The organism is Kordia jejudonensis, assembly GCF_001005315.1.
GTDB lineage: Bacteria > Bacteroidota > Bacteroidia > Flavobacteriales > Flavobacteriaceae > Kordia > Kordia jejudonensis.
The window spans coordinates 1-14,019 of record NZ_LBMG01000065.1 but is presented as its reverse complement, the minus strand read 5'-3'; the positions used below and the strand labels follow the sequence as shown (position 1 = coordinate 14,019).

At 35.4% G+C, this 14,019-nt stretch carries 14 protein-coding genes; 3 read left to right on the top strand and 11 right to left on the bottom strand.

Annotation, left to right across the window (positions count from 1 at the left end):
* Positions 1–42: 42 nt before the first annotated feature.
* Positions 43–2,058: a polyphosphate kinase 1 gene (gene ppk1 / locus AA089_RS21120; protein ID WP_046759004.1), complete on the bottom strand. Its 2,016-nt coding sequence runs from the start codon at positions 2,056–2,058 to the stop codon at positions 43–45.
* 129 nt (positions 2,059–2,187) lie between these two features.
* Entirely contained in the window at positions 2,188–2,745 is a 558-nt protein-coding gene (locus AA089_RS21115) for an ASCH domain-containing protein (protein ID WP_053002620.1), read from the bottom strand.
* 150 nt (positions 2,746–2,895) lie between these two features.
* Here AA089_RS21115 and hemN point away from each other — a divergent pair, with 150 nt between their 5' ends.
* Both hemN and AA089_RS21105 read left to right on the top strand, forming a co-directional pair.
* Entirely contained in the window at positions 2,896–4,257 is a 1,362-nt protein-coding gene (gene hemN, locus AA089_RS21110) for an oxygen-independent coproporphyrinogen III oxidase (protein WP_046759003.1), read from the top strand.
* 10 nt (positions 4,258–4,267) lie between these two features.
* Positions 4,268–5,101, top strand: coding sequence for a universal stress protein (locus AA089_RS21105; RefSeq protein ID WP_046759002.1), 834 nt, complete (start codon positions 4,268–4,270; stop codon positions 5,099–5,101).
* 85 nt (positions 5,102–5,186) lie between these two features.
* Here the strand turns inward: AA089_RS21105 and AA089_RS21100 are convergent, their stop codons facing one another.
* Together AA089_RS21100 and AA089_RS21095 are read right to left on the bottom strand one after the other, a co-directional pair.
* Complete coding sequence (locus AA089_RS21100) at positions 5,187–6,014, bottom strand: universal stress protein (RefSeq protein WP_046759001.1); 828 nt, start codon at positions 6,012–6,014, stop codon at positions 5,187–5,189.
* 39 nt (positions 6,015–6,053) lie between these two features.
* Entirely contained in the window at positions 6,054–6,473 is a 420-nt protein-coding gene (locus AA089_RS21095; protein WP_046759000.1) for a CBS domain-containing protein, read from the bottom strand.
* 302 nt (positions 6,474–6,775) lie between these two features.
* Between AA089_RS21095 and AA089_RS21090 the strand changes: the two genes are divergently transcribed.
* A complete protein-coding gene (locus AA089_RS21090) occupies positions 6,776–7,402 on the top strand; it encodes a tetratricopeptide repeat protein (protein WP_046758999.1) in 627 nt (208 codons plus the stop codon).
* Between the two features lie 6 nt (positions 7,403–7,408).
* Here AA089_RS21090 and AA089_RS21085 read toward each other — a convergent pair whose 3' ends face one another.
* The 7 genes from AA089_RS21085 to ccoS all read right to left on the bottom strand — a co-directional run bounded on the left by AA089_RS21085 (position 7,409) and on the right by ccoS (position 13,856).
* Positions 7,409–8,110: a sulfite exporter TauE/SafE family protein gene (locus tag AA089_RS21085; protein WP_046758998.1), complete on the bottom strand. Its 702-nt coding sequence runs from the start codon at positions 8,108–8,110 to the stop codon at positions 7,409–7,411.
* Positions 8,111–8,290: 180 nt separating this feature from the next.
* Complete coding sequence (locus tag AA089_RS21080; RefSeq protein WP_046758997.1) at positions 8,291–8,737, bottom strand: FixH family protein; 447 nt, start codon at positions 8,735–8,737, stop codon at positions 8,291–8,293.
* 135 nt (positions 8,738–8,872) lie between these two features.
* Positions 8,873–10,300 (bottom strand): cytochrome c oxidase accessory protein CcoG, encoded by a 1,428-nt coding sequence (gene ccoG / locus AA089_RS21075; protein WP_046758996.1) that lies wholly within the window; start codon positions 10,298–10,300, stop codon positions 8,873–8,875.
* A gap of 12 nt (positions 10,301–10,312) precedes the next feature.
* Positions 10,313–11,272 (bottom strand): cbb3-type cytochrome c oxidase N-terminal domain-containing protein, encoded by a 960-nt coding sequence (locus AA089_RS21070; RefSeq protein WP_046758995.1) that lies wholly within the window; start codon positions 11,270–11,272, stop codon positions 10,313–10,315.
* Complete coding sequence (locus AA089_RS21065; protein WP_046758994.1) at positions 11,269–11,457, bottom strand: cytochrome c oxidase subunit IV; 189 nt, start codon at positions 11,455–11,457, stop codon at positions 11,269–11,271. The genes AA089_RS21070 and AA089_RS21065 overlap by 4 nt, the downstream gene beginning before the upstream one ends.
* A 5-nt stretch (positions 11,458–11,462) precedes the next feature.
* Positions 11,463–13,661, bottom strand: a complete 2,199-nt coding sequence (gene ccoN / locus AA089_RS21060; RefSeq protein ID WP_046758993.1) for a cytochrome-c oxidase, cbb3-type subunit I — start codon at positions 13,659–13,661, stop codon at positions 11,463–11,465.
* 24 nt (positions 13,662–13,685) lie between these two features.
* Positions 13,686–13,856: a cbb3-type cytochrome oxidase assembly protein CcoS gene (gene ccoS / locus AA089_RS21055; protein ID WP_046758992.1), complete on the bottom strand. Its 171-nt coding sequence runs from the start codon at positions 13,854–13,856 to the stop codon at positions 13,686–13,688.
* Between the last annotated feature and the right edge of the window lie 163 nt (positions 13,857–14,019).

Here is a 14,019-nt window from a genome sequence, read left to right as displayed (position 1 = left end):
GCATATGTAAACGTTACACTCTTTGAATGATATTACAAAAAATCATGAATTCATCTTCACAAGCTCTTCATACGCTTTCTGCTGTGAATGAATTGCTTTGTCATCACGTTTTACATAGCTATTTTTCTGCTTGGCATCAATGATTCTCGCTTTTACCGTATCGTCTAATTGCCATTGGACATACGATTTTACACGTGCATGAATGTCTGCATCTAAAATTGGCATCATCACTTCAATACGATGATCTAAATTTCGTGTCATCCAATCAGCCGAACCAATATACATTTGTTCATTGCCTCCATTTCCAAAAATATACACGCGTGCATGTTCTAAAAATTGCCCCAACACACTTTTTATAGTAATGTTTTCGCTTTGTCCTTCAATACCTGGAACAATCGCACAAATTCCGCGAATGACCAATTCAATTTTTACTCCAGCGTTGTTTGCTTCGTATAAAGCATTGATCATTTTTGCATCTTGAATACTGTTCATTTTCAAAATGATATATGCTTCTTTCCCAGCTTTTGCCTGTGCAATTTCATTGTCAATCAACTCTAAAAAAGTACTTCGAGTAGTAAATGGAGAAATGAGCAATCTTTTACTTTTTGGAATAATGATTTCTCGTTCCAAGACTTGAAATACTTGAATCAATTCAGAAGTAATCTTTTCTTTTGCCGTCATCAAACAAAAATCCGTGTACAAAGTTGCCGTTTTTTCATTGAAATTTCCCGTACCAACATATCCGTAAAGTTTCGGGATTTCATTTTCCAAACGTTCAATACACAATATTTTCGAATGCACTTTGATGCCCGGATAACTGTACATAACCTTTGCGCCGTGATCTTCCAAAACTTTTCCCCATTTGATATTATTTTGTTCATCAAATCGTGCTTTGGTTTCCACAAAAACAGTCACGTTTTTACCGTTTTCACAAGCATTGACTAAAGCCGTTGTCAGTCGCGATTCTTTCGCAACACGGTATAAGGTAATTTTAATTTTAGTCACGTTTTCATCTGTGGCAGCTTCTTCTATAAATTCTGCAACATGATCAAACGATTCGTATGGAAAGTATAACAAGCGATCTTTTTCAGAAATCGCCGTAAACATACTGTCATATTGTGATAATTCTTTGTTCCGAACAGGAACAATTTCTGGCAATGACAAATCTTTTTCAGTTGGATTTGGAAAGCCAAAAAAGTCTTTAAAGTTGTGATATGTACCGCCCAAAACGATGTCGGTTTCGTTCACGCCGAGTTCTTCTTTGAGCTTATTTAGCAACACTTCAGGTGCTTTTTGGTCAATCAACATTCGGGTTACCTGACCTGTATCTCTGTTGCTCAATGAACCTTTTATTTTTTCTAATAAATTCCCTGAATATTCATTTTCAATATACAATTCGGCATCACGAGAAACTTTTAATGCATAAAAAGAAGTTTCAGGATATAGTTGTGATAGTTTGTATTTTAAAACATCATCTGTAAACGTAACGTATTGCTTTTCATTTGCTGACGGAAGTACTATGAAACGTGAAGTATCCGAAGGAATTTTAAATACCATCAAATTTCCTTCATGCACAGCCGCGAGATATAATTGTTCGTTTTCAATGAAGATTTTCTCTGTCGAAATCGTGAAATCTGACACTAACTTTTGTTTCAATTTTTCTTGATAATAGTGTTCCGAAAATTCTTGTTGTGCCGCTGTAAATTGTGTGAAATTGGTAAGCACAACACCTTCTTTTTCTAATTCAGGAATGATTTCATGTTGAAAAATATGTCCAAACTGTTCTTGTTGAATATGGACTTCTTTTTTAATCTTACGCAACAACTTATTTGGTTTTGTGATAAGCTTTTTACGTAAACTTTTGTCTAATTTTTTTATTTGACGAATGGCAGATACGCGAACTTTGAAAAATTCGTCCAAATTTGAAGAGAAAATCGCTAAAAATTTGATGCGTTCGTACAACGGATTTCGCAAGTCCGCAGCTTCCTGTAACACACGATGGTTAAAACGTAACCATGATAAATCTCTGTGATAATATTCTTTTGTAATTAAAGACATGCGTCAGACTTTTTTTAATGAATAAAACTGCTAATTGTAGCTACGAAAATAACTAATATTTAGTTGCCAACCATAGGATAAAGAAGGCTTAACAATATCGTAAGATTGTTTGCTGTTTGAAGCGTTCATTTATTTTGAAGATTTTGGCCAAACCGTTTCAAATTGTTCACAAACAACCAACATGTTTTCGGTCGGTTTTTTGCCACTTTCTTTCAATGCACTTTCAAAGAAATCCCAATGTGCTTTTCGCCATTTTTTTAGTGCTTCATTGGTTGTTCCCATGTCTTTTTCGGCGTAAGCCTGTGAGATTTTATGAAATGGAATGGTATCAACTTTTGTAATTTGAATAATCGCTTGTGCTTTTCCATCAAAGTCTGTAATGATGTGTTTTGTACCCACTTTTGGCAATGCAGCATTTGCTTCTTTATACCAAGCATACAAACCAGACGAAGCTTGCTTTTTGCCTTCTAAAGTTAATTTTCCCAAACGATTTGCGTCAGTTTTATTGTTATGAAAAAACCAGGCATCAGGTAGTGAATCGTTTTTAAATTCAGGATGCAACTGTACATAAGCATTCCACATGTCAACTACAGTTGTATCGGTTTTATTTTCAGATGATACTTCTGTTTTCGGTTCACTTTTACAGCTAATTAAAACTAAGAATAGTATCGGTAATAAATGTTTCATATTGTATTTCTCTGCATGTTTTGTTCAAACTACAATAATCTTATGCAGAAACAAAATTCCTTAAAAACTTTAGCATATTTTTTTCAAACCTGATATTTATCATATGAAAGGCGTAAACCGCTATGTACCTTTGAAATATAATTATCAGGTATGTGCAATTTAGTGAATAAATACAATGTGGCAGGTCCGCGATATACAAGTTATCCGACCGTTCCATATTGGAATACAAATACATTTTCATTAGAAGAATGGAAATCTTCATTACAAAAATCGTTTCACGAAAGTAATGATACAGAGGGAATCAGCATCTACATTCATTTGCCTTTTTGCGAAAGCCTATGTACGTTTTGCGGTTGTAACAAGCGAATAACGAAAAGGCATGATGTAGAAGCTCCGTATATGAAAGCAGTTTTGAGTGAGTGGGCGTTGTACTGTGACGTTTTAGAGCACAAACCAATGGTGAAAGAACTTCATCTTGGTGGTGGAACGCCTACTTTTTTTTCGCCTGAACATTTACAGGAATTAATTGAAGGAATTCTGTCGCGTGCCACACTTGCCGAAACCTACGAATTTAGCTTTGAAGGACATCCAAATAATACTACGGAAACACATTTGCAAACGTTGTACAATTTAGGATGTAGACGTGTATGTTTTGGTGTGCAAGATTATAATGAAACGGTTCAGAAAGCAATTCATAGAGTACAACCTTTTGAAAATGTGGAACGTGTTACCAAACTCGCTAGAAAGATTGGTTATACTTCAGTTGGACATGATATTATTTTCGGGTTGCCTTTTCAAACTTCGGAACATGTTACCGAAACGATTGCCAAAACAAAACAATTAGCACCAGATCGAATTGCCTTTTACAGTTATGCACACGTTCCTTGGATAAAAGGAAATGGACAGCGCGGTTTTAAAGATGAAGATTTGCCAACGGCTTCCGAAAAAACGAAGCAGTACAATTTGGGCAAGTTTTTACTGAAAGAAGCTGGCTATGTTGATATTGGCATGGATCATTTTGCATTGCCAACAGACAGTTTGTACACATCCATGATTGAAAACCGTTTGCATCGTAATTTTATGGGCTATACGGCGAGCAAAACACAAGCTATGATTGGTTTGGGCGTTTCTGCTATTAGTGATAGTTGGTATGGTTTTTCGCAAAATGTAAAAGACATTGACACCTATTACAAGTTGTTAGCTAAAGACATCATTCCTGTATTTAGAGGTCATATCCTTACGGAAGAAGATCTCATCATTAGAAAACATATTTTGAATTTAATGTGCAACTTTAAAACCACATGGAATTCGGATACTTTAGCAATTCCAGAATTATCAGCAATTGCTCATACATTGAAAGAGTTTGAAGCTGACGAGTTAATTCAGATAGCAAACAATACCTTACGAATTACCAGCAAAGGAAAACCTTTTGTACGCAACATTTGCATGGCTTTTGATGTATTATTACAACGAAAAAAACCTGAGACACAATTATTCTCAATGACCATCTAAAAAAACTATTATGAAAAAAATTATTGTACCCGTAGATTTCTCAAAACATTCAGAATTTGCACTGGAAGCTGCTTCCATTTTAGCAAAAAAATACGATTCAGAAGTATTAGCATTGCACATGTTAGAATTGTCTAATGCGCTCATTTCTGACACTGATGGCAATCGACAAGCAGAAGCTGTTTTCTTCTTAAAATTGGCCGAACAGAAGTTTACCGATTTTTTAGACAAGCCGTATTTAAAAGATATAAAAGTAACACCAATTGTAAAGCATTTTAAAGTGTTTGGCGAAGTAAATGATGTTGCCAAGGAACACAATGCAGATTTAATTGTGATGGGATCGCACGGATCAAGTGGTATAAAAGAAGTTTTCATTGGATCAAATACCGAAAAAGTTGTACGCCATTCTGACATTCCTGTATTGGTTGTCAAGTATACGCCAACGCTGATTGAATTTGAAAACGTAGTATTTGCGTGCGATTTTTCGAAAGAATCCATCAAACCATATATCAACGCTAGTGCATTATTTTCAAAACTTGGTGCAAAACTACACTTGGTTTACGTAAACTTACCAGGCGCAAGTTTTAAGAGTTCTACAGAAATGGAAACCCGTGTGTCAGACTTTTTAAAGATTGCTGACGGACATACAGATAATATGGAAAATGTACATTATGTAAGTGATTATTCTATTGAAGACGGAATTTTAAACTTTGCCAGTATTAAAGGGGCAGATTTGGTAGCTGTAGCTACACATGGACGCAAAGGCTTGGCACACTTTTTTGAAGGAAGTATTTCAGAAGATATTGCAAATCATTCCAACTTACCCGTAATGACATTCAAAATTTAAGGTTGTTAGTTAATCTTATTAATTGTCCAAAAAGCAGGAACTGTAATAACGTTCCTGCTTTTTTTAGAATAAATATTATTTGATATTAAGGATGCGTAACAAACAACGGTTTTTTCAAGGCTTTGCTGATTTCTGTGACAGAAGATTGTTTGAAGATACGCTCAAAAACTGATTCTTTTTGTACAATCAAACCAATCATATCGATCTCGTGGAGTTGCATGTATGCTGATTTTACATAGTGTAATGGCACATTTTGAATAACTTTATATGTGTAATTTATATGCGTACACTGTTTCATTAAGTACGATTCGTCATAACGTGGTTGCGTCATCGGTTTTTCATACACACGTACAATATGAACGTGTAACGAATGTTGCTCAGCTGTTCGTAAAATTCTGTCAAAAGCTTCACTTTCTATCTCATCTTTTTCATCTAGCAATACCAACATTGTTTTTGGAGTACTATTTGTAACATCTTCAGGAATGACCAAGGTATTACAATTAATTTTTCGAATGATACTCAAGGTATGACTTCCGAAAATAATTTCTTTCACATTGGAAACGCCATTGTAACCTGCAACGAGCAAATCAATCTTTTTTTCTTCTATAATTCGATGAGTTGCTTGCAAAAAAGTATCATAATCAAGAATAGAATGAAACTCATGTTTGTCATTTTGCGACGATTGTTTTAGCTCGTCCAACACTTTTTGCAGTTGTTCTTTTTCAACTTTCAATACACTTTCATATACATTAGCAGTAGCGGAAGACATTAAATCATCCATTGTAAAACTTCCCGATTTATGGACGTGCATTAGATAAAAACAACACGTTTCGTTTTTTAGAAAATGTATCGCATAGTGTGTTGCATTCAATGCACATGCTGAGAAATCGGTTAGTATTAAAACGTTTTTCATAAGATTTGTGTATAATGAATTTCGCTACTGCTTTTTATATTAGAATTGCTCTAGAAGATAGTTAATTAAATCTGTAGTTGTCAAGATTCCGACTAACTTGCCATCATCAACCACTGGCAATGCATGGAATTCTTTTTTGGCTAATATTTCTGCCGCTTCTTTAATAGTTGTATTCGAACTTACACTCACCAAGTTTTTCGCCATAACTTGTTCTATTGTAAACATATTATACACAACAGTTTCTACATTTTCTTCTTCTTCATACGCGCCATCGGCAAAGCTAATGCGTAATAAATCTGTATAACTCAACATTCCAATAATGGCATCGCCACTAACTACAGGAATATGTCTAATATTTTTTGATTTAAATAAACGCTCAGCAGTATCTAAATTGTCTGTATGATTTAATGTGATTACATTAGCTGTCATAATACTTGAAACGGGTGCTCTTTTTTTCATCTTGTTTTTGTTTTTAATTCTATATTAAAAGTACCCAAGAATCATAGGAAGAACTATGATATTTGTCATACTCAATGCGTTTTTTGTAGCTTTACCAATGTTAAAATTTGGAATAACTCATGAGAAGTTCGGTTTAGTGAATTTTTGGGCGAATTCTTTTTATTATGGTTTTATATTATTGGAATCTGGATTATTCAACCAAAAGTGAATAGACTTTATGAAAAGATGAATACAACAACAAACTTGTAACTATACATCTAACAAATATTTAGTATATTTAAGTATGCATTAAAACCATTCGTATGATGTACCAAAAAAGTACCCTAATCAGTCTTAAAAATATACTGCTAATTACTTTTTGTTTAGCGCTCTTTTCTTGTGGAAAACGCTATGATCATGATGACGGACATGCTTTTATTAAGAGTGCCAGAGAAGCAGTACAACAAAATGATCTTGCACTAGCAGAAACCTACCTAGACAAAGCTAGTAATAGCAATTATGGCTTCTGTGGAAATTCTTGGGCAGGTGCAAAAGGAAATATTACACTTATACAAGCAGAAATATTAAACAAAAAAAAGAAACATGATGAAGCCTTACAACTTTTAGAAGCTATGAATGGATGCCCTTTAGGAGCAGACTGTAACAAACGTGATTCTTTAAAAATTGAAACATTATTTCTTAAACATGGTAAAGACAAAGTTGTAAAAGCATTCCAATCCGTATCAACGGTAAGAAAAAATGTGAACGAAAATGGTTTTGATTCGTATTCCGTTTACGTTGAAGAATTAGCGTATACATTTACTTTTGCCGAAAGTTTCCCTGATTATAAGTTTGATGAAAATGATAGAGTTATCAACCCGAAAATTGATTACAACAATTTCTTTAGTATTCTAAAAGCCTATAATTTCGATGCATTATTAGAAGACTAATTCTTATTAATGACAATGCATCGTATTGGTTACCAAACCCGCATTTGGCGCTGGAGAAATGTACGGAATTCCCAAACCTAAACCGCGAAGTATAAACAAAACGCCAATCAAAACTACCAATACAGGAATTGCTTTTTGAATGCGTTTTTTTACTGAAGTATTCAAAAATTTACCCAAATAAATAGCCGACGTCATTAACGGAATGGTGCCCAATCCGAACAACAACATATACAAACTTCCTTGGTAAATACTTCCCGTGGCAATAGCGCCAAAAACTGCCATATAGACCAAACCACATGGTAAAAATCCGTTTAGAAAACCAATGGTAAAAAATGTATCGGGACTTTTCTTTTTAAACTGTGCGCCCAAACTCGATTTGAGTTTTGAAATCAGTTTGTACATCGGTTTTGAAAAGTTGTATGTACTAAAAGTTTTGTGTGGAATGCTAATGGCAACAATCATCAACACACCAATAATAATCGACAATTTTTGTTGCATCCCGAAGATATAAATGCTTTTTCCAAGGAGTCCAAAAATAAGTCCAATAGTTGCATACGACAACAAGCGTCCAACATGGTACAATAGTATTTGTGCAACTTTTTTATAACTATTTGTACGATCAACAGGCAACATAAACGCGATTGGTCCGCACATACCTACGCAGTGAAAACTTCCTAATAATCCTATTATAAAACCTGATACTAACATTCAAAAAATTTATTTTTTGAGTTCCGCACTTGATGCGGAATCTATTTATTTGCTACATTGATTCCTGCTTAGGCACGAATGACAAATAATCAATATATCAACAACTCTTCAATCCTTCAATCCTTCAATCTTTTAATCAAGATTCCTACCTCCGCAGGAATGACAAAAAAACATCCTTGTTCAATACACTAACACTTCCTTATACAAATACGCTTGGTCTTCGTAGGTCCAATCGACTTTTATGTCCCAACGACCATCAAGCAAACGATTGTCAGGTATGAGCAATGTGTGATCCGATAACGAAATGTGCATTTCGAAATCGTGCTGTTTGCCCGATGGTCGATATAGGAACACTTTTCCTTTTATTTTTTCTTGCGTTAACGCTTTTGGAAACTTCAATACAATTCCTGAACTGATGCGTTCCCACGTAATATTTTCAGGAAGCTTTTGCGCGTTTTTCAGCTTGTCAATATCTCCTTGATACACCAATTCGGCTTCATAATACGATTCCGTTACCAAATCATGATCGTATTTATCTTGTACATTCATTCGTACCACAAAAAACATGATAAAGCTGATAAAGCCTATAAATGCTAACACGATTCCAGTTCCCCAATTTATTTTCATATTTTCTATTTTTTATGGCATTTCCTCTGTGAAAAACAGAGGTCAGGCTTTCGGCAGTCGCTTTTGCTCGTCATGCTGAACTTGATTCAGCATCTCACAAAGAGCTCCAACAATGCCTCTATCCTTAATGCACTTTTAGTTATAACTCGACGGTCCAATAAAATTTACCGTCGTAGTTTCTATCAATTTATCGTTACTATAGACTTCAACTGTGATTTTATTTTTTCCGCTTTTCAAACTACTTTTTGGAATCTCAATAAACAATGTTCCTTCTGCAATTCCCTGTCTCGGAATCATTACATTTTCAGCATTTGTGACGGGTTTTATGGTTCCGCCTTCGTACTTTCTAAGTTTAAAAAGTACCTCATCAATGGAATCTGTAGTTTTATTAATCAATTTATACGTAAAAACATTGCTAATTCTATCGTTTGGTTTTGTTTCATATAACTGACCCGATAATCGTAAAATATTTGCTTCTACATCATTCCGAATCATCAACATGCCAATCAATACACCAATTAAAATAACTAAAACCGCTGTATATCCTTTTAATCGTGGTGTAAATTTGAACTTCTCTTTCTTTTCGATTTCGTCTTCACTCGTATATCGAATCAAGCCTTTTGGCAAGTCAATCTTCTCCATTATGGTATCACATTCATCAATACATGCGGTACAATTGACACATTCTAGCTGTGTTCCGTTTCTGATGTCAATTCCTGTTGGACACACATGCACGCACTGAAAACAGTCAATACAATCGCCATGACCAAGTTCGGCTCTGTTTTCATTTTTACGAAACTTTTTACGTCCATTTTCGCCTTCTCCACGCTTATGATCGTATGCCACCAATATTGATTTGTCATCTAACAATACGCCTTGTAATCTTCCGTAAGGACATGCTATAATACACACTTGCTCACGAAACCAAGCAAATACAAAATAGAATACTGCGGTAAAAATCAACAACGGAACTAAGGTTCCTAAGTGTTTAAAAGGACCATCTAAAATATCTTGAATCAGTTGATCGCTTCCTATTAAATAGGCCAAAAACACATTGGCAATTCCAAACGAAATCACTAAGAATAGAAACCATTTTAAGAGACGTTTCTTAATTTTTTCTGCATTCCACGCTTGTTTTGAGAGTCGAATTTGTTTTCCTCTATCGCCATCAATCCAATATTCAATGCGTCTGAAAACCATTTCTAAAAAAATCGTCTGCGGACAAATCCAACCGCAAAATATCCGTCCAAATGCTACGGTAAATAGTGTAATAAATACAACACCAATAATCATGGAAATTACGACCAAGTGAAAATCTTGTGGCCAAAATGGAAATCCAAAAATATTGAAACGTCTATCTAATACATTGAACAGTAAAAATTGGTTGCCGCTTATTTTGATAAAAGGCGCAGCAACTAAAAACATTAGCAATCCGTAGCTGACAATTTTTCGCCATTCATAGAATTTTCCGCTAGGCTTTTTGGGAAACATCCAAGCGCGTTTTCCTTCTTCATTTATCGTTCCAATGGAATCTCGGAATGTTTCGTTTTCTGGCGTTTCCACAATACCTTGTTGTTAGTTTATTGGTGTTTCCGTTTCAACGTTTGTTGAGTCGTTTACTTGCTGATTTCCTTCTGCTTCCTTCACTTCTTTTGACATTACTTTTGGAATCCAAATTTCTCCTTCAGGATCTTTTGGTTCCGCAGGTGTTGTCCCTTCAAAAGTTAATACGTAGGTTGCTACTTGTGCTATTTCGGAAGGCTTCAACTCTTTTTTCCAAGCTTCCATCCCTTTTCCACTTCGTCCACCTTCAGAAATTGTTTTGAAAACATTGTTGATGCCGCCACCTAAAATCCAGTGTTTGTCTGTTAGGTTGGGTCCAATTCCACCACCACCATCAGCTTTGTGACAAGCTACACAGTTTTTTGTAAAGATGCTTTTTCCAGCACTTAAATCTCCAGGTTCCGTAAGCACAACTACCGTTTTATAATCGACTAAATCTTTTGCCGTTTTTAGATATTCTTGGTATGCTTTGTCTGCTTCTACATATTCTACTTTCAATTCGTCATATTGATTTTCTCCATTGAATACATGGTATTTTACCATATATATGAATGCAAAGAAGATAGAAATGTAAAAACTGTATAACCACCATGGCGGCAAACTGTTATCGAGTTCTTTAATTCCGTCATAGTTATGATCCAGAATGATTTCGGCTTCTTCTTCAATGGGTTTTGAACCAAGTAATTTTTTATACGTTTTTTTGAGCCATTTAAATTCTGGCACTTTATTTTTCTTTGCTAAATACGTTTCTTTTTGCGCCTCTGTTAAGCTATTTAGTAAAATACGTTCTAGCGCAGCGACAATACCTTCAATTGCAATGAGGATGAATAATACTAACAACAAAAACAACATAATCATTGGTTCTGCCATAAATGCTGGTCTGTCGCCAGATTCAACAAAATATTCGATTCCTATAAACAATAGGAAAAAAATGACGAGTACACGTACCCAAGATGGAATTAGATTTCTCATAGTTTCTGGTTGTTATGTTGATTATCTAATGGAATATTACTCACTTTTGTGATGTATTCTTTTTTTGCTGTGATTACCCACCAAAATAGTAGTACGAAAAAGGTAAAGAAGATGAGTAAGGAGATAAGTGGATAGATTTCTATTCCTGTGATGCTCTCCATATGGTTTTTTACAAATTTTAGCATGATCCTTATTTTTGTGTGGTTAGTTGTTCGTCTTTTACTTTAATATCTGTCCCTAAGCGTTGCAAGTAGGCAATTAGTGCCGTAATTTCACGATCTTTGACAGGAATGAAGGTTTCGCCTGTTTGGGCAGCTGCCTTTTTAGCTTCTTCAAATGATTTCTTTAAGTCAGGATCATCGTATAGGTTTCTCACAATTCCTAATGCTTGTTCGTCCATCGATTTCAAGGCGTCTGCAATTTCTTCTTGCGAATATGGAACACCTAAAGTGACCATTGCTTCCATTTTGTCTTGCGTCATTGATCTGTCTAAAGCATTTCTTATTAACCATGGATAGGAAGGCATGATCGATTTTTCTTCAATTCCTCTTGGATCATACATGTGTTTGAAGTGCCAAGAATCAGATTTTAATCCTCCTTCACGATGCAAATCGGGTCCTGTACGTTTACTTCCCCATAAGAATGGATGATCGTATACAAATTCTCCTGCTTTCGAATATTCGCCATAGCGTTCTACTTCACTTCTAAACGGACGAATCATTTGCGAGTGACAACCGACACAACCTTCACGGATGTAGATATCTCTACCTTCCAATTCTAAAGGCGTGTATGGTTTTACACTGGTTATGGTTGGAATGTTCGAATCAATCATGATGGTTGGTACTATTTGTACTATTCCTCCAATTAATATGGCAATTGTAGCATAAATTGTCAGTTTGATTGGCTTACGTTCTAACCACGTGTGCCATCCTTCTCCTTTTGTACGTTTCTTAGAAACACGCTGTAATGCTGGAGCTTCTGCTAACTCGTCTTCTACTTTGTTTCTCGATTTTACAATGGTCATTACAATGTTGTACGCTAAGAAGAACATTCCGAAGATGTATAATGAACCTCCGATGGCACGCATCCAATACATTGGCATGATTTCGGTAACTGTTTCCAGGAAGTTTCCGTATACTAAACGTCCGTCAGCTCCGAATTGTTTCCACATAAATGCTTGTGTAAATCCTGCTACATACATTGGTAATGCATACATGATGATTCCTAAAGTTCCAATCCAAAAGTGTGCATTTGCCAATCCTTTAGAGTATAGTTTCGTTTTGAATAGTCGTGGAATTAACCAATATACCATCCCAAATGTTAGGAATCCATTCCATGCTAGTGCGCCAACGTGTACGTGTGCAATAATCCAATCGGTAAAGTGTGCAATGGCATTTACATTTTTTAAGGATAATAATGGACCTTCAAAGGTTGCCATACCATATCCTGTAATTGCTACTACCATGAATTTTAATACTGGATCGGTTCGTACTTTATCCCAAGCGCCACGTAGTGTTAGTAATCCGTTGATCATTCCTCCCCAAGAAGGCATCAATAACATTACGGAAAAAGCAACTCCCAAGTTTTGTGCCCATTCTGGCAATGCTGTATATAATAAATGATGTGGTCCTGCCCAAATGTAGATGAATATTAATGACCAGAAATGCACAATGGATAATCTGTACGAGTAAATTGGTCGGTTTGCTGCTTTTGGAATGAAGTAATACATCAACCCTAAAAATGGTGTGGTTAGGAAAAATGCCACCGCATTGTGTCCGTACCACCATTGTACTAAAGCATCTTGCACACCTGCGTATACAGAGTAACTTTTCATAGCACTTACAGGCAATTCTAAACTATTGAATATGTGCAATACAGCAACCGTTACAAACGTTGCTAAGTAAAACCAAACGGCTACGTATAAATGTCGTTGTCTTCTTTTTAGGATGGTCCAAATCATATTGACACCAAACGCAACCCAAAGTAGTGCGATTGCAATGTCAAAAGGCCACTCAAGTTCAGCATATTCTTTAGATGTTGTATATCCTAACGGAAGTGTTATTGCGGCTCCAACAATGAGTAATTGCCATCCCCAAAAGTTGATATTACTGAGCAAATCACTTGCCATTCGGGCTTTTAACAATCGTTGTAGTGAGTAGTAAACACCCGCAAAGATTGCATTTCCGACAAAAGCAAAAATAACGGCGTTGGTATGCAATGGACGTAAACGACCAAAACTTAACCAAGAAATGCCCTCAAACCAAGTTGGAAATAAAAATAGGAACGCTAATAGCAATCCTATTAACATTCCAACGATTCCCCAAACGATGGTGGCGTAGATAAATTTTTTAACGATTTTATTATCGTAATAAAATTGTTGGAGTTCCATAATTATACGTATTTATTATTGTAGTTAGTTTTTTGTTGTTGTTTTGTCTTTTACCAATTCGTCTTCAAATAGCATCCGAACTGATGGTGTGTAACTATCGTCAAATTGTCCACTTCGAACCGCTATGATAAAAGCGACGAAAAAGAAAATTGCGACTACAATACTTATTGTTAGTAAAACATAAATAACACTCATACCTATTGAAGTTATGGCTCAAAAGTACGTGTGTCACATTTCCTAAAAAATGACATTTATCATGTTTTGGATTTTATGCGTGGTTATGTTTAGTTTAGGATGATTCTTTATAAGAAGTGGTAAGATTTAATGTGTCACTTCTGTAAAGGTTAAGTAATTCGTT

Excerpts from the sequence above, each read along its gene's own strand:
- AA089_RS21095 (WP_046759000.1), bottom strand. The coding sequence starts at position 6,473 with ATGAAAAAAAGAGCACCCGTTTCAAGTATTATGACAGCTAATGTAATC.
- AA089_RS21105 (WP_046759002.1), top strand. The coding sequence starts at position 4,268 with ATGAAAAAAATTATTGTACCCGTAGATTTCTCAAAACATTCAGAATTT.
- AA089_RS21080 (WP_046758997.1), bottom strand. The coding sequence starts at position 8,737 with ATGAAAATAAATTGGGGAACTGGAATCGTGTTAGCATTTATAGGCTTT.
- AA089_RS21090 (WP_046758999.1), top strand. The coding sequence starts at position 6,776 with ATGATGTACCAAAAAAGTACCCTAATCAGTCTTAAAAATATACTGCTA.
- AA089_RS21115 (WP_053002620.1), bottom strand. The coding sequence starts at position 2,745 with ATGAAACATTTATTACCGATACTATTCTTAGTTTTAATTAGCTGTAAA.
- AA089_RS21085 (WP_046758998.1), bottom strand. The coding sequence starts at position 8,110 with ATGTTAGTATCAGGTTTTATAATAGGATTATTAGGAAGTTTTCACTGC.
- AA089_RS21100 (WP_046759001.1), bottom strand. The coding sequence starts at position 6,014 with ATGAAAAACGTTTTAATACTAACCGATTTCTCAGCATGTGCATTGAAT.
- ccoS (WP_046758992.1), bottom strand. The coding sequence starts at position 13,856 with ATGAGTGTTATTTATGTTTTACTAACAATAAGTATTGTAGTCGCAATT.
- ccoN (WP_046758993.1), bottom strand. The coding sequence starts at position 13,661 with ATGGAACTCCAACAATTTTATTACGATAATAAAATCGTTAAAAAATTT.
- AA089_RS21065 (WP_046758994.1), bottom strand. The coding sequence starts at position 11,457 with ATGCTAAAATTTGTAAAAAACCATATGGAGAGCATCACAGGAATAGAA.
- ppk1 (WP_046759004.1), bottom strand. The coding sequence starts at position 2,058 with ATGTCTTTAATTACAAAAGAATATTATCACAGAGATTTATCATGGTTA.
- AA089_RS21070 (WP_046758995.1), bottom strand. The coding sequence starts at position 11,272 with ATGAGAAATCTAATTCCATCTTGGGTACGTGTACTCGTCATTTTTTTC.
- hemN (WP_046759003.1), top strand. The coding sequence starts at position 2,896 with ATGTGCAATTTAGTGAATAAATACAATGTGGCAGGTCCGCGATATACA.